General features: G+C 70.2%; 23 protein-coding genes and 1 tRNA gene. 16 read left to right on the top strand and 8 right to left on the bottom strand.

Features of this window, described 5'->3' with window-relative positions:
- Positions 1–25 precede the first annotated feature (25 nt).
- Positions 26–436, bottom strand: a complete 411-nt coding sequence (locus tag QOL88_RS14995) for an SsgA family sporulation/cell division regulator (RefSeq protein ID WP_097216917.1) — start codon at positions 434–436, stop codon at positions 26–28.
- A gap of 245 nt (positions 437–681) precedes the next feature.
- Here QOL88_RS14995 and QOL88_RS14990 point away from each other — a divergent pair, with 245 nt between their 5' ends.
- Both QOL88_RS14990 and QOL88_RS14985 read left to right on the top strand, forming a co-directional pair.
- Positions 682–2463 (top strand): RDD family protein, encoded by a 1782-nt coding sequence (locus QOL88_RS14990; protein ID WP_097216916.1) that lies wholly within the window; start codon positions 682–684, stop codon positions 2461–2463.
- 114 nt (positions 2464–2577) lie between these two features.
- A complete protein-coding gene (locus QOL88_RS14985) occupies positions 2578–3276 on the top strand; it encodes an RDD family protein (RefSeq protein ID WP_097216915.1) in 699 nt (232 codons plus the stop codon).
- A gap of 34 nt (positions 3277–3310) precedes the next feature.
- On the opposite strand, the gene QOL88_RS14980 is transcribed toward QOL88_RS14985, so the two are convergent.
- A complete protein-coding gene (locus tag QOL88_RS14980; protein WP_143668863.1) occupies positions 3311–3595 on the bottom strand; it encodes a hypothetical protein in 285 nt (94 codons plus the stop codon).
- Between the two features lie 421 nt (positions 3596–4016).
- Here QOL88_RS14980 and QOL88_RS14975 point away from each other — a divergent pair, with 421 nt between their 5' ends.
- Positions 4017–6365 (top strand): immune inhibitor A domain-containing protein, encoded by a 2349-nt coding sequence (locus tag QOL88_RS14975; RefSeq protein WP_097216914.1) that lies wholly within the window; start codon positions 4017–4019, stop codon positions 6363–6365.
- 122 nt (positions 6366–6487) lie between these two features.
- Entirely contained in the window at positions 6488–6832 is a 345-nt protein-coding gene (locus QOL88_RS14970; RefSeq protein ID WP_097216913.1) for a hypothetical protein, read from the top strand.
- Positions 6833–6890: 58 nt separating this feature from the next.
- On the opposite strand, the gene QOL88_RS14965 is transcribed toward QOL88_RS14970, so the two are convergent.
- Positions 6891–7481, bottom strand: a complete 591-nt coding sequence (locus QOL88_RS14965) for a nicotinamidase (protein WP_097216912.1) — start codon at positions 7479–7481, stop codon at positions 6891–6893.
- A 280-nt stretch (positions 7482–7761) separates the two neighbouring features.
- Positions 7762–9108 (bottom strand): nicotinate phosphoribosyltransferase, encoded by a 1347-nt coding sequence (locus QOL88_RS14960; protein ID WP_097216911.1) that lies wholly within the window; start codon positions 9106–9108, stop codon positions 7762–7764.
- A 185-nt stretch (positions 9109–9293) separates the two neighbouring features.
- On the opposite strand from QOL88_RS14960, the gene clpS reads away from it, so the two are divergent.
- The 7 genes from clpS to QOL88_RS14930 all read left to right on the top strand — a co-directional run bounded on the left by clpS (position 9294) and on the right by QOL88_RS14930 (position 14191).
- Positions 9294–9611: an ATP-dependent Clp protease adapter ClpS gene (clpS, locus tag QOL88_RS14955; protein ID WP_031102986.1), complete on the top strand. Its 318-nt coding sequence runs from the start codon at positions 9294–9296 to the stop codon at positions 9609–9611.
- Positions 9612–9643: 32 nt separating this feature from the next.
- Positions 9644–10252 (top strand): DUF2017 domain-containing protein, encoded by a 609-nt coding sequence (locus QOL88_RS14950; RefSeq protein ID WP_097216910.1) that lies wholly within the window; start codon positions 9644–9646, stop codon positions 10250–10252.
- Between the two features lie 364 nt (positions 10253–10616).
- On the top strand, positions 10617–12044 hold the full coding sequence (locus QOL88_RS14945) for an amino acid permease (protein WP_097216909.1): 1428 nt from the start codon (positions 10617–10619) through the stop codon (positions 12042–12044).
- A 179-nt stretch (positions 12045–12223) separates the two neighbouring features.
- Entirely contained in the window at positions 12224–12646 is a 423-nt protein-coding gene (locus tag QOL88_RS14940; protein ID WP_003990554.1) for a M67 family metallopeptidase, read from the top strand.
- 98 nt (positions 12647–12744) lie between these two features.
- Complete coding sequence (locus QOL88_RS38610) at positions 12745–12840, top strand: putative leader peptide (protein ID WP_349362267.1); 96 nt, start codon at positions 12745–12747, stop codon at positions 12838–12840.
- A 115-nt stretch (positions 12841–12955) separates the two neighbouring features.
- The gene (locus tag QOL88_RS14935) at positions 12956–13234 is read left to right on the top strand and encodes a MoaD/ThiS family protein (RefSeq protein WP_097216907.1); all 279 of its coding nucleotides are present in this window, start codon (positions 12956–12958) and stop codon (positions 13232–13234) included.
- Positions 13235–13240: 6 nt separating this feature from the next.
- Positions 13241–14191, top strand: a complete 951-nt coding sequence (locus tag QOL88_RS14930; protein WP_097216906.1) for a PLP-dependent cysteine synthase family protein — start codon at positions 13241–13243, stop codon at positions 14189–14191.
- Between the two features lie 357 nt (positions 14192–14548).
- On the opposite strand, the gene QOL88_RS14925 is transcribed toward QOL88_RS14930, so the two are convergent.
- On the bottom strand, positions 14549–14998 hold the full coding sequence (locus QOL88_RS14925; protein ID WP_097216905.1) for a type II toxin-antitoxin system PemK/MazF family toxin: 450 nt from the start codon (positions 14996–14998) through the stop codon (positions 14549–14551).
- 211 nt (positions 14999–15209) lie between these two features.
- On the opposite strand from QOL88_RS14925, the gene QOL88_RS14920 reads away from it, so the two are divergent.
- Entirely contained in the window at positions 15210–15962 is a 753-nt protein-coding gene (locus QOL88_RS14920) for an MBL fold metallo-hydrolase (protein WP_097216904.1), read from the top strand.
- A gap of 61 nt (positions 15963–16023) precedes the next feature.
- On the opposite strand, the gene QOL88_RS14915 is transcribed toward QOL88_RS14920, so the two are convergent.
- Together QOL88_RS14915 and QOL88_RS14910 are read right to left on the bottom strand one after the other, a co-directional pair.
- On the bottom strand, positions 16024–17286 hold the full coding sequence (locus QOL88_RS14915) for a PTS transporter subunit EIIC (protein WP_097216903.1): 1263 nt from the start codon (positions 17284–17286) through the stop codon (positions 16024–16026).
- 177 nt (positions 17287–17463) lie between these two features.
- On the bottom strand, positions 17464–18777 hold the full coding sequence (locus QOL88_RS14910; RefSeq protein ID WP_097216902.1) for a PTS transporter subunit EIIC: 1314 nt from the start codon (positions 18775–18777) through the stop codon (positions 17464–17466).
- Between the two features lie 161 nt (positions 18778–18938).
- Here QOL88_RS14910 and QOL88_RS14905 point away from each other — a divergent pair, with 161 nt between their 5' ends.
- From QOL88_RS14905 to rdgB, 4 genes are all read left to right on the top strand, one after another.
- Positions 18939–19172 carry a PTS sugar transporter subunit IIB gene (locus QOL88_RS14905; protein WP_010039992.1) on the top strand — a complete coding sequence of 78 codons (234 nt, stop codon included), beginning with the start codon at positions 18939–18941 and terminating at the stop codon, positions 19170–19172.
- Positions 19173–19286: 114 nt separating this feature from the next.
- A complete protein-coding gene (gene rph, locus QOL88_RS14900) occupies positions 19287–20048 on the top strand; it encodes a ribonuclease PH (protein ID WP_097216901.1) in 762 nt (253 codons plus the stop codon).
- A gap of 144 nt (positions 20049–20192) precedes the next feature.
- A complete protein-coding gene (locus QOL88_RS14895; RefSeq protein ID WP_097216900.1) occupies positions 20193–20591 on the top strand; it encodes a hypothetical protein in 399 nt (132 codons plus the stop codon).
- A gap of 70 nt (positions 20592–20661) precedes the next feature.
- A complete protein-coding gene (rdgB, locus tag QOL88_RS14890; RefSeq protein ID WP_097216899.1) occupies positions 20662–21264 on the top strand; it encodes an RdgB/HAM1 family non-canonical purine NTP pyrophosphatase in 603 nt (200 codons plus the stop codon).
- Positions 21265–21311: 47 nt separating this feature from the next.
- Here the strand turns inward: rdgB and QOL88_RS14885 are convergent.
- A tRNA-Leu gene (locus QOL88_RS14885) sits at positions 21312–21395 on the bottom strand.
- Positions 21396–21414: the final 19 nt, after the last annotated feature.

Here is a 21414-nt window from a genome sequence, read left to right as displayed (position 1 = left end):
CGGGCCCTTACTGCCCTCACTGCCCTCACTGGGCGAGCAACTGGGCCAGTTCGTCGTCGAGGCCCAGCTGTTCGCCCTCCGTCCCCGGCGGCACCACCCTCAGCGTCCGCTCCAGCCAGGCCGACACCGCCGCCGCCGGGGCCTCCAGCAGGGCGTCCCCGTCGGGTGAACTCAGCGCCATCAGCACCACGCTGCGCCCCTCGGTCTTCGTCGGCCACACCCGCACGTCCCCCTGCCCGCACGGCCGGAACACGCCCTCCACCAGCAGGTCCCGGGCGAACGTCCAGTACACGGGGTGCTCGGTGTCGATGTGGAAGGTGACGTGGACGGCGTAGGGGTCGTCGGTGAGGTACCCGAGCCGGGCCGGCACCGGGATCCTGCGCTCCGGCGACAGGACGAGTTTCAGCTCCAGTTCCCGCTCCACCACGGTGTGCATGGCGGTGTTCCCTTCTCCAGACGGCTGCCCGCGAGGGCCGGTCGGAAGGAGAGAGCGGGCCGCGGCCGCGGCATTACGCGGCTTGCCGGAAGTTTTTTCGCAGGGGGATCCACCGGAGCGGCGCGGCGCGTAGCACATCGGTGCTCGAAAGGGGTGGGTCCGGTGGGAGCGGCGGTGGGGCTTGCGCTCGTCTGATAGATGTGGAGGCCCCCATTTGACCCCCGAGCAGATACGGGACGACGGACATGAGCGCCCCAACCCCGGCCCCCGGTGACGACAGGCCCCGCGAAGGGTATTACCCGGACCCGTCCATTCCTGGATATGTCCGGTACTGGAACGGCGCCTCCTGGGTGCCGGGCACCAGCCGTCCGGCGCCCAAGAACGGCGAGTCGCTCGCACCGCCGCCCGGAGCGGGGGCGGGGCAGTCCGGCGCCGCCGCCTCGGTCGAGGAGACCGGGCCGCACTTCTTCGACGAAGACCCGGTCGAGGAGCCCTCCGAGCCGCCGTCCGCCTCCGACGTGCAGCACGGCAGCCGTCCCGCACCGGCCTCCGCCTGGGGCGCCGACCGCTCGCGACAGTCCGGCTTCGGCGGCGACCAGGACCGCCGGGTCTCGTGGGGCGCGCCGCAGGGGGCACAGGGCGCGGCACCGCAGGGCGCGCAGAGCGGTGACCCGAGGGTGGCGCGCGCCGACCAGCGGTCCGAGGGTGAGTCCGCCCGTACGGACGGCGCGACGAACAGCGCGCCCTCCGGCCAGGAGGCGAACGCCGCGGCGGGGGGCGGCACGTTCGTGTTCCGCCGTCCGACGGGGCAGGCCGGGGGAGGGGCCGCCGCCGACACTCCCGACGACGGCACGATGACGTTCCGCGCGGTGCCCCCGCGCACGGGGCCGGCCGGCAACTCCGGTGGTTCCGGCGGAAACGCCGGCGGCAACTCCGGTGGTTCCGGCTTCGGGCCGGCGGGCTCGGGCGGCTCGGGCAGCGGCCCGGCGGCCCCCGGTTTCGGCGCGCAAGGCGCGCAGGGGGTGCAAGGCGCGCAGGGGATGCAGGGCGTGCAAGGCGGTCAAGGCGGCGCGGCCGGTTCCGGCTTCGGGCCGGCCGGCTCGGGCGGTGACTCGGCGGCGTCCGCCTTCGGCCCGGCCGCGTCAGGACCCGCCTTCGGCCCCCAGGCCGGGCCGACCGGTTCCGGGAGCGGCTCCGCGGGGCCCGGCTTCGGCGCCGGGAAGGCGGCCGCCGCCCGGGCCTCCGCCGCGCAGGCGGGAGCGGGGAGCGCGGCCGCACAGGCCTCCGGCGCCGCCCCGAGCGCGCTGTCCGGCCCCCAGGCGGCTCCCACCGTCCCTCCGCAGTCCGCCGGACCCGGCAGCGCCCAGCCCGGTGCCGCCGCCTCCTCCGGTACTCCCCTCAGCGCGGGCCCGGGCGGCGGTCAGTCCTCCTGGGCGCAGCAGGTGCACCGGCTCGCCGGGGCCGGTGGAGGTGACGAGCAGCCCGTCGCACCCTGGAAGCCGCCGGTCGAGGACGTGTTCCAGGCGGCCGCCCGGCGCCAGGCCGAGGCCCGCCCCGCGGGACTGGGCAAGCGGCTGGCCGCCCGGCTGCTGGACACCGTCGTCCTCGCCGCCCTCACCGCCGCGGCCGCCGTGCCGCTCGGCACCAAGGCGGTCGACCACGTCAACGAGAAGATCGACGCGGCCAAGCTCTCCGGCGAGACCGTCACGGTCTGGCTGCTCGACGGCACGACCTCGATCTATCTCGGCATCATCCTGGCTGTCCTGCTGCTCGCCGGGATCCTGTGCGAGGTGCTGCCCACCGCCAAGTGGGGCCGCACTCTCGGCAAGAAGCTGATGGGCCTCGAAGTGCGGGACATCGAGGCCCACGACTCACCGGAGTTCGGCGCGGCCCTGCGCCGCTGGCTGGTCTACAGCGTGCCCGGACTCCTCGTCGTCGGGATCGTCGGCGTCGCCTGGTGCCTCTTCGACCGGCCCTGGCGCCAGTGCTGGCACGACAAGGCGGCCCGCACCTTCGTGGCGGGCTGAGCGGGCTGAGCGGGCTGAGCGGGCTGAGCCGGTTGAGCGGGCTGAGCGTGCTGGGCTCCCTCGGACGGCCGTCCGCCGGATGCGGAGCACGGGGGTTCGCGGTCGACTCGGGCCATGAGCAGTGAACCGCCCCCCGGCTCCGGCCAGCAGCCCCCGGACGACGACCCGTTCCGGAAGCGCCCCCCGGACGAGCCGCCCGGTGGGGGCACGGGCTCGCCCCCTGGCGGCGAGCCCCCGCCGTACGCGGGCGGTGGCCCGGGCGGGCCGAACGGCCCGGGCGGTCCCGGCGGCGGCCCCTACGGCGGCGGCCCCTACGGCGGTGACCCGTACGGCGGCGGCCCCCACCCCGCCGACCCCCTCGCCGGCATGCCCCCGCTCGCCGACAGCGGCAAGCGCACGCTCGCGCGCATCATCGACATGATCCTGGTGGGTGTCGTCGTCTGGCTGCTCACCTGGGGCTTCGGTGTCAACGAGTACAACGTGGACAGCGACCGCATCGAGATCGGCAAGTCGTTCTGGCAGTCGGCGGTCGCCGCCGTCCTCTACATCGCCTACGACACCCTCCTGACCGCGCGGACCGGCCAGACCCTCGGCAAGAAGCTGCTGCACATGCGGGTGGCCAACCTGGACAACGGGGCGACGCCCTCCACGCAGATCGCGCTGGCGCGCGCCGCGGTGCTGTGGATCCCGTTCGCCTTCTGCTGCGCCTGTGTCTGGACCGCGATCTGCGGCGGCTGGAGCTACTTCGACCGGCCCTACAAGCAGGGCCTGCACGACAAGGCGGCCAAGACGGTCGTGGTCAGCACGAAGTGAGGCACAGGAGAATCGACTGGAGCGCGACGGGCGGTCAGGAGGCCGCCCGTTCGCGTACCGGCTCCCGGGCCGGCTCCGGGGCCGGCGCCGGGACCGAGGCCCGGAGCGGCTCCTGGGGCGCGGGCTGTTCCACCGCGGCCGGGCGCTTCCCGGGCAGCGGCACCGTCATGGCGACCAGCAGTCCGAGGGCGAGCGCCGCGACGCAGATGACCGCGATCCCCGCACCCGAACTCGTCTGAGACAGCAGCAGCATGGCGAGGGTCGAGAAGATCACGGTGCAGGAACCGTAGGCGAGCTGTGCGGCAGTCGGACGGGGCATGGCCATCATGTCCTCGAAAGTGGGGGTCCACGGTGGTGTCGGCCTGGCTTTACGCCGGCTTCCGGGCGTTCCGCCAACCGACATTCTCACCGGCAGGGTGCCCGACCGGAACCGGCGGTAAGCGTGACCTAATCAACAAGGGCGGTGCACAGGGGGCGCACGGAGTCATGACGTCCACCTAGTGGACATATGCACGCGCCCGCACGGCCGGTGGGGAGGGCCAGGGGACAACCGTTTGGTTGTCCGTAAAACGAACGTTGCCTCCGCATAGTGCACTTGACCTGTCCAAGTCAAGGTCTGTCTTTTCTTCTAAACCTCTAGTCAAATGTCGTCACTTGACTACACGCGTTGATCACGTGCGCGCGGATTCCACGACCGGGACCCTGCCTGCCGCGCGCCCGAACGCGGGGGAGGATCTCAAGTGACCAGTAGACCCTGGACGTTCCGAGCGGCCGCCATAAGCGTGGCGCTCGCGGCGGCCACCGCCACCGCCTCGACGTACGCGGTGGCCGACGACGCCCCGGCCCCCCGGTCCACCACCGTGGACCGGCATGACCCGGCGGATCGTCACCACGACGAGCACGACCTCGAAGGCCCGCTGAGCAAGACGCAGGACGCTCAGCGCCAGGAAGCCCTCAAGCAGGTCATATCGGGCAAGAGCAAGGCCAAGAACCGCGAGGGCTCGAAGGTCGTCCAGCTCAAGAGCAAGAAGGGCGACGCCAAGTACGTCGAGCTCGGCCGCGAGAAGACCGACAAGATCTTCACGATCCTGGTCGAGTTCGGCGACAAGGTCGACAGCCGCTACGGCGGCACCCCCGGCCCGCTGCACAACACCATAGCCAAGCCGGACCGCAAGAAGGACAACTCCACGGCGTGGAGGGCCGACTACGACCAGGAGTACTTCCAGGACCTGTACTTCGGTCACGGCAAGGGCGTCGACTCGGTCAAGACCTACTACGAGAAGCAGTCCTCGGGCCGCTACTCGGTCGACGGCGAGGTCTCCGACTGGGTCAAGGTCCCCTACAACGAGGCCCGTTACGGCAACAACGCCTGCGGTGACACCAACTGCTCGAGCGTGTGGAACGTCGTCAGCGACGGTCTGAACGCCTGGGTCGACCGGCAGAAGGCGGCCGGCCGCACCGACGCGCAGATCAAGGCCGACGTCGCCCGGTTCGACGAGTGGGACCGCTACGACTTCGACGGCGACGGCGACTTCAACGAGCCCGACGGCTACATCGACCACTTCCAGATCGTGCACGCCGGCGAGGACGAGTCCGCCGGCGGCGGCGCCCAGGGCACCGACGCGATCTGGGCCCACCGCTGGTACGCCTTCGGTACCGACGCCGGCGCCAGCGGCCCCGAGCAGAACAAGCTCGGCGGCGCGCAGATCGGCTCCACCGGCATCTGGGTCGGCGACTACACCGTCCAGCCCGAGAACGGCGGACTCGGCGTCTACGCCCACGAGTACGGCCACGACCTCGGTCTGCCGGACCACTACGACACCTCGGGCGGCGAGAACTCCACCGGCTTCTGGACGCTGATGTCGTCCGGTTCCTGGCTCGGCACCGGCAGGAACGAGATCGGCGACCTGCCCGGCGACATGACCGCCTGGGACAAGATGCAGCTGGGCTGGCTGAACTTCGACAAGGCCAAGGCCGGCGTCAGCTCCTGGCACAAGCTGGGCCTCGCCGAGTACAACACCAAGCACAAGCAGGCCCTGGTCGTCGACCTCCCCAAGAAGGCGGTCACCACCGAGGTCGTCACCCCCGCCGAGGGCAAGACCCAGTGGTGGAGCGGCAGCGGTGACGACCTCAAGAACACCCTGACGCGTGCCGTCGACCTGACCGGCAAGTCGAAGGCGCAGCTGACCCTCGACGGCTGGTACGACATCGAGGCCAACTACGACTTCCTCTACACCGAGGTCTCGACCGACGGCGGCGCCAACTGGACCGCTGTCGACGGCACGGTGGACGGCCAGCCGATCCAGCGCGACGCCAGCGACAAGCCGGTCCTGACCGGCACGGTCGACGGCTACAAGAAGCTCGCCTTCCCGCTCGACGCCTACGCCGGCAAGAAGATCGAGCTCCGCTTCCGCTACCAGACCGACGGCGGCGTGGCCCAGAAGGGCTTCGCGGCCGACGCGATCACGGTGACGGCCGACGGTGCGCCCGTCTTCTCCGACAACGCCGAGACCGCGGACGGCGCGTGGAAGGCCACCGGCTTCTCCCGCATCGGCGCGTCCTTCACCAAGGACTACGCGCAGTACTACATCGCCGAGAACCGGCAGTACGTGTCGTACGACAAGACGCTGAAGACCGGCCCGTACAACTTCGGCTTCACGGCGCGCCCGGACTGGGTGGAGCACTACGCGTACCAGAACGGCCTGTTGATCTGGAAGTGGGACACCTCCCAGGTGGACAACAACACCAGCCAGCACAAGGGCACCGGTCTGGTCCTGCCGATCGACTCGCACCCGGACGCGCTGAAGTGGGCCGACGGCACCCTGATGCGCAACCGCGTCCAGGCCTACGACTCGCCGTTCAGCCTCTACCGCACCGACGGCATGACGCTGCACAACGCGGACGTCGCGAAGTACATCCCGGGCTCGAAGGGCGTCTCGGTCTTCAACGACCGGAAGAACGACTACTACGACGAGTCGAACCCGACCGCGGGTGTCAAGATCACTGACACCAACACGAAGATCAAGATCCTCAAGGAAGCCAAGGACGGCTCGACGATCGAGCTGGAGGTCGGCGCCGCGGGTAGGTAATCCGCATCCTTGCAGGTCAGAGCGTGATCGGCGGTGACCCACTAGCGGGTCACCGCCGATCCGTGTTTAGGTGCGTCCTGTGGCTCTCTTATTGACACCGACCGACACGGGGGACTGAGCGCATGGCCGCAGGAGGCTTCTGCAAGCTGCCGAACGGCACGGTGGTGGTGGCACTGAACCTGCCCAGCCCCGCCGTCGACGGCCCCGGCGCCGTCCGCGTCCTCGTCCACTCCGTGAACCGCGCCCGGGCCCTGACCAGGCTCCGCAATCTGGGTCTGCGGTCGGTCTACCTGCGCGGCAACGCGGCCCCGCCGACCCCCGACGAGATCACCGCGGTCCTGCACCACCCCGACGGCCTGATATGGCGCACGGCCCCCGACAACGGTGTCCCGTCCAGCCCGGAGCTGGTCCAGGAGCTGTGGCGCCCGATCCGGGCCCTCCTCAGGCGCCCGACGGCCCAGACCTGACCCGAGGTGCCCGCCGGGAGCCGCTCGGCTACGGCGGTGCCCGCCGGGAGCCGCTCGGCTACGGCACGACCGGCTTGCCCGACAGCTCCACGCCCGCCTCGCGCAGCTCCTCCAGGGCCCGCTCGGTGCTCTCCTGGGTCACTCCGGCCGTCAGATCCAGCAGGACCTGCGTACGGAAGCCCTCCCGGGCGGCGTCCAGCGCCGTGGCGCGTACGCAGTGGTCCGTGGCGATGCCGACCACGTCGACCTCGGTGACGTCGCGGGAGCGCAGCCAGTCGGCCAGCGGCGTGCCGTTCTCGTCGGCGCCCTCGAAACCGCTGTACGCCGCCGAGTACGCCCCCTTGTCGAACACCGCGTCGATCGAGCCGGAGGCGACGGCGGGGGCGAAGTTCGGGTGGAAGCCGACGCCCTCGGTGCCGGCCACGCAGTGCGCGGGCCAGGAGCGGGCGTAGTCCGGGTTCGTGGAGAAGTGGCCACCGGGGGCGATGTGGTGGTCGCGGGTCGCCACGACGTGCTGGTAGCCGGACCCGGCCGCCTGCCCGATCAGCTCGGTGACGGCGGCGGCCACATCGGCACCGCCGGACACCGCGAGGCTGCCCCCCTCACAGAAGTCGTTCTGCACATCGACGACGATCAAGGCGCGGCGCATGGTCGGTGTCCTTCGGCTATGAGGTCGGCAAGCCCGGCCGGTGAACCACCGAGCCTATTGACAGAGGGGAGCGGGCGGGAGGGGGCTCGGGTCGGCGCATCTCGGCACACCGCAACCAGGGGGTGTTCGGAACGTGCAGCACAGCACCCACGGCGCCCGGCACGCCCCCTCGCCGCACCGGCCGAAAACCCGAGTAGCTCCGCTACGAGGGCCTTCGTCCGGCACGCCGAGGGCACGCACCGAACACCGCGGGCACCACACTGCCCGTTCCGAACACCCCCTAGCTACCCGAGCTCGCGTGCAGGTACTCCGTGGGAAGGACGGGCTCCCCGCGTGAGAGCTGCGTGGCCGACATCGGGAGACCCGCGCGCGCCCTCGTGTGCCGCTCGCGCGCCGCGTCCAGGGGCTCGCGCGCCACCACCTCGCCCCCCTTGACCAGCTCCACCAGCAGCTGCCGGTCCGCGAGCGCGGCCGGCACCGGCCCGGTGCCGAGCACCTCGGCCTCGGCGACCCCGTAGGAGTCCAGCCGCCGCGCGGCCCACTTGCGTCCGCCGACCGACGTCTTGCCGCCGGTGGACTTCTTCGCCACCGGCACCAGCGGCGCCTTCGGGTCGGCGGACTCGGCCCGCGCGACCAGCTTGTAGACCATCGAGGAGGTCGGGTGGCCGGAGCCGGTCACCAGCTGCGTGCCGACGCCGTACGCGTCCACCGGCGCCGCGGCCAGCGAGGCGATCGCGTACTCGTCCAGGTCCGAGGTCACGACGATCTTCGTGTCCCTCGCGCCCAGCTCGTCGAGCTGCTGGCGCACCCGGTGCGCCACCAGCAGCAGGTCGCCGGAGTCGATCCGCACCGCGCCCAGCCCGGTCCCGGCGACCTCGACGGCCGTGCGGACCGCCTCGGCGACGTCGTAGGTGTCCACCAGCAGCGTGGTGCCCGAGCCCAGCGTGTTCACCTGGGCCTGGAAGGCGTCCCGCTCGCTGTCGTGCAGCAGGGTGAAGGCGTGCGCGGAGGTGCCGACGGTCGGGATGCCGTAGCGGAAGCCCGCCGCGAGGTCGGAGGTGGTCGCGAATCCGCCGACGTAGGCGGCCCGGGAGGCCGCCACCGCCGCCAGCTCGTGCGTGCGCCGGGCGCCCATCTCGATCAGCGGCCGGGCACCGGCGGCCGCCGACATCCGCGAGGCGGCGGCGGCGATCGCCGAGTCGTGGTTGAGGATCGAAAGGATCACGGTCTCCAGCAGCACGCACTCGGCGAAGGTGCCCTCGACCCGCATGATCGGCGAGCCCGGGAAGTACACCTCGCCCTCGGGGTAGCCCCAGATGTCGCCGCGGAACCGGTAGCCCGCCAGCCAGTCCAGGGTCTCCTCGTCGACGATCTCCCGCTCGCGCAGGAAGGTCAGCACGGCCGTGTCGAAGCGGAAGTTCTCCACCGCGTCCAGCACCCGTCCGGTGCCGCCCACGACGCCGTAGCGGCGCCCGTTCGGCAGCCGCCGGGTGAAGACCTCGAACACGCTCCGCCGCTCGGCCGTGCCCGCCGCGAGGGCGGCCCGCAGCATCGTCAGCTCGTACTGGTCCGTGAAGAGCGCCGTCGAGGGAACGTCCACCGGCAGCCCAAGGTCCGCTACGTCCACGTCAGCTCTCCTCGCCATTTCTCGCCGTGTGGTGTGTCGGCCGGGGGCCCGGGGGCCGTCCCCCGGTGTCCGCGGCATGGTGAGGAGCGTACCCCCATTTCGTCAATCTGACGATTGCGGTCCCGGGAGACGCGATCGCCTTGCGGCCAGGCCCGTTTGTGCGACTACCCCCCTCGGGTGGCAGCATGGGCAGTGTGACGTCACCCGCGCCCCTGGAGATCGAACGCACCGAGTCGGCGGAGGAGGTCTTCGCCGTACCCGAGCCGGACGTCCCGTGGGTCACCATCGTCCACAACGACCCGGTCAACCTCATGAGCTACGTGACGTACGTCTTCCAGTCGTACTTCGGCTACTCCAAGGACAAGGCCACCAAGCTCATGCTCGACGTCCACCACAAGGGCCGGGCGGTCGTCTCCAGCGGCAGTCGCGAGGAGATGGAACGCGACGTGCAGGCCATGCACGGCTACGGCCTGTGGGCCACCCTCCAGCAGGACCGCAAGTAGCCAGCTCCCCGCCCAGCAGCGAAAAGGCGTTCATGCCCGGAACCTTCGAACCGCTCCCCGGCGGCGGCGCGGCCGTCGCCCTCGACGACGTCGAGATCTCCATCATCCGGTCGCTGGCGGTCCAGCTCCTGGAGCTCATCGGCCCCGGCCCCGCCGAGGACACCCCCGACGACCCGCTCGCCGAGCTGTTCGCGGAGGGCCCGAGCGAGCCGCCCAGCGACCCGGTGCTGCGGCGCCTCTTCCCGGACGCCTACAGCGACCCCGAGCAGCCCGCCTCGCCCCGGGACGCCGAGGAGCAGCGGGCGCACTCCGCGGAGTTCCGCCGCTACACCGAGAACGACCTGCGGGCCGGCAAGCGGGACAGCGCCCTCACGGTGATCCGCTCCCTCGACGCGCTCTCCTCGGCCGCGGCCGGCGAGGGCGGCGCGGTGCTGAAACTGTCGCAGGCGGAGTCACAGCAGTGGCTCGGCGCGCTGAACGACCTGCGGCTCGCGATCGGCTCGCGGCTGGAGATCACCGAGGACGAGGACACCGACCTCCTCTACCGCCTCCCGGACGACGACCCCCGCAAGCCGATGGTGATGGCCTACCTCTGGCTCGGTGGACTCCAGGAGACGCTGGTCGGAACCCTTATGGCCTGATCGGTGCAGGTTTCGTGACCGGCGAGTGATCGATCGGTGTTCGCTCAGAGGACACTCAAATCCGGATAACGATCGCGTCACCGCACCCGCCCTCTATGGCCCCCTCGAAAGCGTTTCGTCCGCTTTTCCCTGTGCCGTGTGCCACACCCCACCCCTGTGATCAGTGTTGCGGCCGTGATAAATCTTCACGACCGCCCGGCAGAACACCACCCGAATGTTCGGCCGGGTGCGCCACCGAGTCGGCAACCGCCGGCCAGGCACGAGCGGGCTCGCGGGCCCGCTCAGCTCCATCATTCCGGGGGGATCGAAACCCGATCCGAGGCTGACGAGGGCCCGGATCGGCATGGAGAAAGGCGCACCACACATGACCTCTGCGCAGGTCGAATCGGAAAACGTCTCCGAAGAGGGGTACGAGCGCGGACTCGGCAGCCGCCAGGTCCAGATGATCGCGATCGGCGGCGCCATCGGCGTCGGCCTGTTCATGGGCGCCGGTGCGAACATCGCCAAGGCCGGCCCCAGCATCATCCTCATGTACGCCCTCGCCGGCGTCGTGATCTTCTTCATCATGCGGGCCCTGGGCGAGCTGCTCCTCTACCGGCCCGTCTCCGGCTCCTTCGCCGAGTACGCCCGCGAGTTCCTCGGCCCGTTCTTCGGGTTCGTCACGGGCTGGACGTATTGGCTCATGTGGGTGGTGACCGGCATGGCCGAGCTCACCGCCGCCGCGATCTACATCCACTTCTGGTTCCCGGAGATCCCGCAATGGGTCAGCGCCCTGGTCTTCCTGGTGGTGCTCTTCGGCGTCAACCTGATCTCCGTCAAGATCTTCGGCGAGGTCGAGTTCTGGTTCTCGATGATCAAGGTCACGGCCATCATCGGCATGATCGTCATCGGTCTCGGCGTGCTCACCCTCGGCTTCTCCGACGCCGGTGACACCGCCGCAGTCTCCAACCTCTGGTCGCACGACGGCTTCTTCCCGAACGGCATCGGCTCCAGCCTGATGACGCTCCAGGGCGTCATGTTCGCCTACCTCGCCGTCGAGCTCGTCGGCGTCACCGCTGGCGAGTCCGAGAACCCCGAGAAGACCCTGCCCAAGGCCATCAACACCCTGCCCTGGCGCATCATCGTCTTCTACGTCGGCGCGCTGCTGGTGATCCTCTCCGTCGTGAAGTGGACCGAGTTCTCCGAGGGCGAGAGCCCGTTCGTCCACGCGTTCGGCGAGATCGGCATCCCGCTCGCCGCGGGAATCGTCAACTTCGTGGTGCTCACCGCGGCCCTGTCGTCCTGTAACTCGGGCATGTACTCCACCGGCCGCATGCTGCGCGACCTGGCCGCCAACAGCGAGGCCCCGCAGGCGTTCGGCAAGCTCAACGCCCGCAAGACGCCCGCCGTCGGCATCACGGTCTCCGTCGCGCTCATGGGCATCGGCGTCGTCCTGAACTACGTCGTCCCGGAGAAGGCGTTCCTCTACGTCACCTCCGTCGCCACCGCGGCCGGCATCTGGACCTGGATGATGATCCTCGTCAGCCACATCCGCTACCGCGCCGCGGTCGACGCGGGCCGGCTGCGCGCCTCGTCCTTCCCCGCTCCCGGCGGCGCGCTCTTCAGCTGGGTCGCGCTCCTCTTCCTCATCGGCGTGACCTGCATGATCGCGTACGACAAGGACGCGCGGGTCTGCCTGTACGTCGCGGCCGGCTGGGCGGTCGCCCTCGGCATCGGCTGGCAGGTCCTCAAGAGCCGCAACCCGCAGATCGCCGAGCGCCGCGGCGACGCGGAGTTCGAGAAGGTCGGCTAGGCGCTTCGCCGGAAGGGCCCCGCGCCCCTGGCGGCGCTGCCGAGCAGCCTCTCCCAGGACGCCCAGCGGCGGGGAGTACTCGTGGCACTCCCCGCCGCTGCCGCTCAGGGCGTCCGGCATATGGGCCGTTCCGTACCAACCCTCGGTACGGAACGGCCCTTCTGCTTATCCTTGCCGGCATGCTGACCATCACCCAGGCCCTCGTCGACCAGATCGTCGCCCACGCACGCAAGGACCACCCCGACGAGGCATGCGGCGTCGTCGCCGGCCCGGCGGGCTCGGACCGCCCCGAGCGCTTCATCCCCATGCTCAACGCGGCCATGTCGCCCACGTTCTACGAGTTCGACTCCGGCGACCTGCTCAAGCTCTACCGCGAGATGGACGACCGCGACGAGGAGCCGGTGGTCATCTACCACTCCCACACCGCGACCGAGGCCTACCCCTCGCGCACCGACATCTCCTATGCCAACGAGCCGGGCGCGCACTACGTCCTCGTCTCCACCGCCGACACCGACGGCGCCGGCGAGTTCCAGTTCCGCTCCTTCCGTATCGTCGAGGGCGCGGTCACGGAGGAGGAAGTCCAGGTAGTCGAGGCCTACTGAGGACGTCTGAACAGGGCGGTCTCACTCCCCGGCCCGAAAACGTCCGCCATGTGGGATCACATTCCAGGACCCGGACCGGGAATCGATACGATGAGCCCATGGTTTTGCATGACGTGAGCGAAAAGACGCCGGGCGATCTGCTCGTGGCGCGGCTGCACGTCGACCTGTGCAGGCTCGCCAGCGCCATCTGTTGACGCCGGTCCCTGCCGCCGTACGGCCGTGAGCCGCGGCGCTGCACACACGCACCACCTGCTGTTCCTGCGCTGCCGCGCGCCCCGACTGACTACTCCCGACAGGAGCCCTGAAGCCATGGCCATCGAGGTCCGCATCCCGACCATCCTCCGCACCTACACCGACGGTCAGAAGGCAGTGGAGGGCAAGGGAGACACCCTCGCCGAGCTCTTCACCGACCTCGAGACCCGGCACGCCGGCATCCAGGCCCGCATCGTGGACGGCGACAGCCTGCGCCGCTTCGTCAACGTCTACCTGAACGACGAGGACGTCCGCTTCCTCGACGGCATCAACACCAAGCTCTCGGACGGCGACAGCGTCACGATCCTGCCGGCCGTGGCCGGCGGCATGGTCTGATCACCCATGCGCTACGACTCCCCCCTGGCCGCGGTCGGCAACACCCCCCTGGTGCGCCTGCCGCGGCTGTCGCCGTCCGCCGACGTCCGAATCTGGGCGAAGCTGGAGGACCGCAACCCGACGGGATCGGTCAAGGACCGTCCGGCCCTGCACATGATCGAGCAGGCGGAGAAGGACGGCCGGCTGACCCCGGGCTGCACCATCCTCGAGCCGACGTCGGGCAACACCGGCATCTCCCTGGCGATGGCGGCGAAGCTCAAGGGCTACCGCATCGTCTGCGTGATGCCCGAGAACACCTCGCAGGAACGCCGGGACCTGCTGGGCATGTGGGGTGCGGAGATCGTCTCCTCCCCGGCGGCGGGCGGCTCCAACACCGCCGTGCGCGTCGCCAAGGAGCTCTCGGCCGAGCACCCCGACTGGGTGATGCTCTACCAGTACGGCAACCCGGACAACGCGGGCGCCCACTACGCCACCACCGGCCCCGAGATCCTCGCCGACCTGCCGTCGGTCACGCACTTCGTGGCCGGCCTCGGCACCACCGGCACCCTCATGGGCGTGGGCCGCTTCCTGCGCGAGCACAAGCCGGACGTCCAGATCGTCGCGGCCGAGCCCCGCTACGACGACCTGGTCTACGGCCTGCGCAACCTCGACGAGGGCTTCGTCCCCGAGCTGTACGACGCGTCCGTCCTCACCACCCGCTTCTCGGTCGGCTCGGCGGACGCGGTCACCCGCACCCGCGAGCTGCTCCAGCAGGAGGGCATCTTCGCCGGGGTCTCCACGGGCGCCGCGCTGCACGCCGCGATCGGCGTCGGCAAGAAGGCCGTCAAGGCCGGGGAGTCCGCCGACATCGTCTTCGTCGTCGCCGACGGCGGATGGAAGTACCTCTCGACGGGCGTCTACACGGCGGCCACCACGGAGGAGGCCATCGACACGCTCCAGGGCCAGCTCTGGGCGTAGCCGACGCCGGACACCGACACCACGAAGGGCCGGAGTCACGACGACTCCGGCCCTTCGTACGCAGTCACGACGTCACGACGTCGGCCCCTCATGCGGAGTCACGACGTCGGTCTTCGTGCGGAGTCACGGCTTCGGTCCCTCGTGCGGAGTCACGAGTTCGGTCCTACGCCGCGCTCGGCCCGCGGGGGACGGCTCCGGCTCTTCATGCGTGCTCGGCCGCTCGCCGGCCGACCCCGGCTCTTCATGCGTGCTCGGCCCGCCGGACGGACCCGGCTCTTCGTGCGTGCTCAGCTCGCCGGACGACTCCGCCCTTCGCGCCCGCTCCGCCGTCGGGACGTTCCCGTCCCCCGCGCCTGCTCAGCCCGCCAAGTACCGCACCCGGTCCCACAGCGCCGGATCCACCACGCCGACCCGCCGCCGGAAGCCCCACACCGGGACCTCCCGCAGTTCGTCCGTCTCCAGGAAACTCGCGCGGCCCTGGGCGTCACCGACCGAGCCCGGGGGCAGCGGGATCACCCCGGACCGCTCGTCGCGGAACCGCGTGGTGATCTTCGCGACCGTCGCCCGCTCCCCGTGTACCGCCAGCACCAGACAGGGACGGTCCTTCGTGCGGGCCTCGTCCTCGTAGGGCACGTCCGCCCACCAGATCTCCGCCGGCTGCGGCCGGCCCTCCAGCGTCGCGGCCGGTGCCGCGGGCCGGACCCGCCGGGCCGACGGCCGGCGTCCCCGGCCCCAGCCGTCGACGAGCGTGGCGATGAGCGCGAGCAGCACCACCGCGGCGAGCGCCAGCCACCAGGACGTGTCCATACTGAGACGTTACCGGCGCGGCCCTCGCCACGCGCCCCCCTCACGAGGATCACCCCCGGCCCTGCCAGCCGAACCGGTGACACCACAGGTGAGTTCGCCCACAACAGGCCTTGGCGGAGGAGCTACCGGAGGTTTTGCGCCTTACGCTCGACGGACCGCACGACCCCCGACGCCCCTCTCAGACATTCCCGCCAGCGGAGGTTTCTGCTTCATGAAGCTCACCGTCGTCGGCTGCTCGGGGTCGTTCCCTTCCGCGGAATCGGCCTGCTCGAGCTACCTCGTCGAGGCCGACGGCTTCCGGCTGCTTCTCGACATGGGCAACGGTGCCCTGGGCGAGTTGCAGCGCCACTGCGGTCTCTACGACCTCGACGCGATCTTCCTCAGCCATCTGCACGCCGACCACTGCATCGACATGTGCGCGTACTTCGTCGCGCGCTACTACCGCCACGACGGCGGCCGCTGCGATCCACTCCCCGTCTTCGGCCCCGAAGGCACGGAACACCGGCTGACCACCGCCTACGCGGACACCCCCTCCGCCTCCTCCATGAGCGAGGTCTTCGACTTCCACACGGTCAAGCCGTCCACGTTCGAGATCGGCCCGTTCACGGTGCACACCGAGCGGGTGGCCCACCCCGTGGAGGCCTACGGCATCCGCATCGAGCACGGCGGCAAGGTCCTGACGTACTCCGGCGACACCGGAGTGAGCCCCGCGCTGGACGAACTCGCCCGGGACGCCGACCTGTTCCTGTGCGAGGCCGCGTTCACGCACGGCAAGGAGAACATCCCCGACCTGCACCTCAACGGCCGCGAGGCGGGTGAGACGGCGGCCCGGGCCGGTGCCCGCCGCCTGGTCCTCACCCACGTCCCGCCGTGGACGGACCCGCAGGTCAACCTCGTCGACGCCCGCGAGGCGTACGGCGGTCCGGTGGACCTCGCCGCACCCCGGCAGACGTACGAGATCTGAGCGCCCGGCACACGCGAAGGCCCCGGAACCGAGCGGTTCCGGGGCCTTCGGCGGCAGCGGCCTACTTCGCCTCCGCCTTCTGCAACTCGGCGAGTTCCTCGTCGGACTCCCGCCCCGGCGTCGGCAGGTTGAACTTGGTGATCGCGAAGCGGAACACCACGTAGTAGACCGCCGCGAAGCACAGACCGGTCAGGGCCAGACCCCACGGGTTGGTCGCGATGCCCAGGTTCAGGAAGAAGTCCACCGCGCCGGCCGAGAAGCCGAAGCCGTCCTTCATCCCCAGCGCCCAGGTCAGCGCCATCGAGACACCGGTCAGCACCGCGTGGATCGCGTACAGCACCGGGGCGATGAACATGAAGGTGAACTCGATGGGCTCGGTGACGCCCGTGACGAACGAGGTCAGCGCGAGGGAGAACATCATGCCGCCGACGACCTTGCGGCGCTCGGGCCGGGCGCAGTGCACGATCGCGAGGCAGGCGGCCGGCAGGGCGAACATCATGATCGGGAAGAAGCCGGTCATGAACTGCCCGGCGCTCGGGTCACCGGCCAGGAACCGGGCGATGTCGCCGCTCTTGCCCTCGTAGGTGCCGGCCTGGAACCAGGGGAAGGAGTTCAGCAGGTGGTGCATGCCGATCGGGATCAGCGCACGGTTGGCGACACCGAAGATGCCCGCGCCGACCGCCCCGGAGCCGACCAGCCACTCGCCGAAGTTGTGCAGCGCCGTGCCGAGGACCGGCCAGATGTAACCGAAGACGATGCCGATGACCAGACCCGCGAAGGCGGACAGGATCGGAACCATGCGGCGGCCGCCGAAGAAGCCCGCCCAGTCCGGCAGCTTGGTCCGGTAGAACTTCTGGTAGAGCAGGGCCACGACTATGCCCATGACCACGCCGCCGAGGACCTTGGCGTCCACGGGAGCGTCGACCATGACGACCTTGCCGTCGACGGCCGTGGCCACCTTCGGCAGGTTCTTGTCGGTGAACGTGGCCAGCACGTTCTTGAAGACCAGGTAACCGACCACGGCCGCCAGCGCCGTGGAGCCGTCCGACTTCTTGGCGAAGCCGATCGCGATGCCCACCGCGAACAGCAGCGCCATGTTGTCGAGGATCGCGTTGCCGCCGGCCGCCATGAAGCCCGCGATCTTGGTGACGAACGCGGGGAACGACTCGCGACCGAGCATGTCGGTGTTGCCGAGACGCACCAACAGGGCGGCGGCGGGCAGCACGGCGACGGGCAGCATCAGGCTGCGGCCGATGCGCTGCATGACGGCCATCACGGCCGACCCCTTCTTAGGGCTCGCGGGCGCGGCTGTGGCTGTGGACATGAACTTCCTCCAGGGGGCACGGCGCCGCCCAGGGAGAATGCAGCGGGGGACGGCGGCGTCTCAAAGAAAGGGGAACGCGGACGTCACCGCGCGACCTCCACCAGTGAGTGGTGTAGACCAGTTGTAGCACGGTAGGCCGAACGAGTGGAACCCGCCAATTCCGCCCCACGGAGACGATCACGCCTTGGCGCTGTCCTCGACGTCCTCGGCCGGCTCACGCCCCGGAGTGCCCAGATCGAACTTCGTGATCGCGAACCGGAAGATCACGTAGTAGACGAGCGCGAACCCCAGACCGATCGGGATCATCAGCCACGGCCTCGTCGCCAGATTCCAGTTGATGACGTAGTCGATCAACCCCGCCGAGAAGCTGAACCCGTCGTGCACCCCCAGCCCCCACGTCACCGCCATCGACACCCCCGTCAGCACCGCGTGCACCCCGTACAGCACCGGCGCGACGAACAGGAACGAGTACTCGATCGGCTCCGTGATGCCGGTGACGAACGACGTCAGCGCCACCGACAACATCAGACCGCCGACCTCCTTGCGCCTCTCCGGCCGCGCACAGTGCGTGATCGCCAGCGCCGCCGCCGGCAGCGCGAACATCATGATCGGGAAGAACCCCGAGGTGAACTGGCCGGCATCCGGATCCCCCGCCAGGAACATGTTGATGTCACCATGCACCACCGTCCCGTCCGGCTTCGTGAACGAGCCGAACTGGAACCAGATGGGCACGTTCAGGAACTGGTGCAGCCCCACCACCAGCAACGCCCGGTTCGCCACCCCGAACACACCCGCACCCCACGCCTCCAGACCGTCCATCCAGTCGCTGAAGCTCTCCAGCGCATCACCCACCGGCGGCCACACCCACAGACACAGCGCGGCGAACAGGATCGCCACGAAGGCCATGATGATCGGCACCAGCCGCCGCCCGTTGAAGAACCCCAGCCAGTCCACCAGCCGCGTGCGATGGAACCGGGCCCAGAAGAACGCCGTCAGCAGCCCGATCACGATGCCACCGAACACCCCCGGGTTCTGGAACGTGAACGCCGTGACCGTCATGTCCCCGTCGGTCACCTGGCACCCCACGTTCGGCACCGCCACCGACCCCTCCGGACAGCCCTCCGGAAACTGCCGCAACACAGTGAAGTAGACGAGGAACCCGGCCACCGCCGCCAACGCCGTCGACCCGTCCGCCTTCTTCGCCATTCCGATCGCAACGCCCACGCAGAACAGCAGCGGCAGCCCCAGCGAACCGTCCAGCAGCGCGCCGCCCGCCCCCACCATCACCTTCGAGACGTTCGTCCAGCCCAGCCCGTCGTCCCCGAACACGTCCGGCTGCCCCAGCCGGTTGAGGATCCCCGCCGCCGGCAGCACCGCGATCGGCAACTGAAGACTCCGGCCCATCTTCTGCAACCCCTGGAACAGCAGGTTCCAGCGAGCCCGCGCGGGGCTCACGGCCGGCGCGGCGCCGGCGGGGCTGTCGGCACTCATCCCGGTCCCCTTTGTCGGGAGGCCTACTCGTGGTGTAGACCAGTCGTTCGACGGTCGCGCTGGTGTGACGCCATCCTTCGTCACACGCCACAGGACCGCTCGCCAACATGGGCCAACTGTGGGTTACTGCGACAAAGCGGTTCGGATCAGGGAGAACGAACATGGCCACCAAGGCTGAGAAAATCGTTGCCGGGCTCGGCGGCATCGACAACATCGAAGAGGTCGAAGGCTGCATCACCCGCCTGCGCACCGAGGTCGTAGACCCCGCCAAGGTCGACGAAACCGCCCTGAAGGCCGCCGGCGCCCACGGCGTCGTCAAGATGGGCAGCGCGATCCAGGTCGTCATCGGCACCGACGCCGACCCCATCGCCGCGGAGATCGAAGACATGATGTGAAGAGCGGGGATCGTCCCGGGCTTCACCCCCTGACAGACCCCTGACGCCGGCGTGCGCACGGGCCCCTCCCCACCGGGAAGGGGCCCCCGCGCACGTACGGATAGGCTCAGCCGCATGTCTCGAATCGACGGCCGCACCCCCCAGCAGCTCCGCCCCATCACCATCGAGCGCGGCTGGAGCAAGCACGCCGAAGGCTCCGTCCTCGTCTCCTTCGGCGACACCAAGGTCTTCTGCACCGCCTCCGTCAACGAAGGCGTCCCGCGCTGGCGCAAGGGCAGCGGCGAAGGCTGGGTCACCGCCGAATACTCCATGCTGCCCCGCGCCACCAACACCCGCGGCGACCGCGAGTCCGTCAAGGGCCGCATCGGCGGCCGCACCCACGAGATCAGCCGCCTCATCGGCCGCTCCCTGCGCGCCGTCATCGACTACAAAGCCCTCGGCGAGAACACCATCGTCCTCGACTGCGACGTCCTCCAGGCCGACGGCGGCACCCGCACCGCGGCCATCACCGGCGCCTACGTCGCACTCGCCGACGCCATCGCCTGGGCCCAGGGCAGGAAACTCATCAAGGCCGGCCGCAAGCCCCTCACCGGCACCGTCTCCGCCGTCTCCGTCGGCATCGTCGCCGGCGTCCCCCTCCTCGACCTCTGCTACGAGGAAGACGTCAAAGCCGACACCGACATGAACGTCGTCTGCACCGGCGACGGCCGCTTCGTCGAGGTCCAGGGCACCGCCGAAGCCGAGCCCTTCGCCCGCGACGAACTGGGCGCCCTCCTCGACCTCGCCGTCGCCGGCTGCGACGAACTCGCCGCCCACCAGCGCGCCGCGCTCGACGCCGTCCTCGGGAAGCAGCCCGACAAGCAACCCGAAAAGTAAAAGGCACACCAAGAGAGGTGCTCGGCCCGGGCAACCGCGCCGAGCACACTCGCGTCTGAAGGAGTACGGGCGCACGGCTCATCCCTGTGCGCCCGGCCAGCCGCGCGGGCCCGACCGGCCCGACCGAACGAGAGGGACCGCTCCATGGCCGCGAGCCGCCGACGCCGCACCGCAGCCGTCGCCGCCACCCTGGCGGCCGTCGCGCTGACCGCCGGACTCACCACCGGCTGCGCCGCCGTCGACAAGGCGCTGGACTGCGTCCAGACCGCCGACGCCATCGCCGACAGCGTCACCGACCTTCAGCAGGCGGTCGACAGCGCGGCCAACGACCCGACCCAGCTCGACGAGTCCCTCGACTCCATCGACCACAACCTCGGCGAGATCGGCGACAAAACCGACAACGCCGATGTCAGCAAGGCCGTCGACGACCTGAACAAGGCCGTCGACAACGTCCGCACCTCGATCAAGAACGGCGACGAGACGCCCGACATCAGCCCCGTCACGGACGCGGCGGGCGAACTGACGAAGGTCTGCACCCCGTAGCCCTGCGGGCCCGTCGTGCTCGCTCGCGCAGTTCCCCGCGCCCCTGACGGGGACCCATACCCTAGGGGCCATGAGTCGCCTGATCCTCGCCACCCGCAACGCCGGGAAGATCACCGAACTTCGCGCGATCCTCGCCGAAGCCGGGCTGCCCCACGAACTCGTCGGAGCCGACGCCTACCCGGACATCCCCGACGTCAAGGAAACGGGCGTGACGTTCGCGGAGAACGCGCTTCTCAAGGCCCACGCCCTGGCCCAGGCCACCGGCCTCCCGGCCGTCGCCGACGACTCCGGCCTCTGCGTCGACGTCCTGGGCGGCGCCCCCGGCATCTTCTCCGCCCGCTGGTCCGGCCGCCACGGCGACGACAAGGCCAACCTGGACCTCCTCCTCGCCCAGCTCTCCGACATCGCCGACGAACACCGGGGCGCCCACTTCGCCTGCGCGGCGGCACTCGCCCTGCCCGACGGCACGGAGCGGGTGGTGGAGGGACAGCTGCGGGGAACTCTGCGCCACGAGCCCACGGGCTCCGGCGGCTTCGGCTACGACCCAATCCTCCAGCCGGAGGGCGAGTCCCGCACCTGCGCGGAGTTGACCCCCCAGGAGAAGAACGCGATCAGCCACCGGGGGAAGGCGTTTCGGGCACTGGTGCCGGTGGTGGGGGAGCTGTTGGGCTGACGACGAGGCCCACCCGGTACACCGGGTGGGCCATCGATTCAAAGGCGTGCGGCCGGAGGGACTCGAACCCTCAAGGGATTTCTCCCACAACATCCTAAGTGTTGCGCGTAGGCCAATTCCGCCACGGCCGCATCCAGGTCATGGTACCGG

It is taken from the genome of Streptomyces sp. Ag82_O1-12, assembly GCF_900182715.1.
In the GTDB taxonomy this organism is placed as follows: domain Bacteria; phylum Actinomycetota; class Actinomycetes; order Streptomycetales; family Streptomycetaceae; genus Streptomyces; species Streptomyces massasporeus.
The sequence above is the reverse complement of the archived record's forward strand: the minus strand, read 5'-3'. Positions and strand labels throughout refer to the sequence as shown.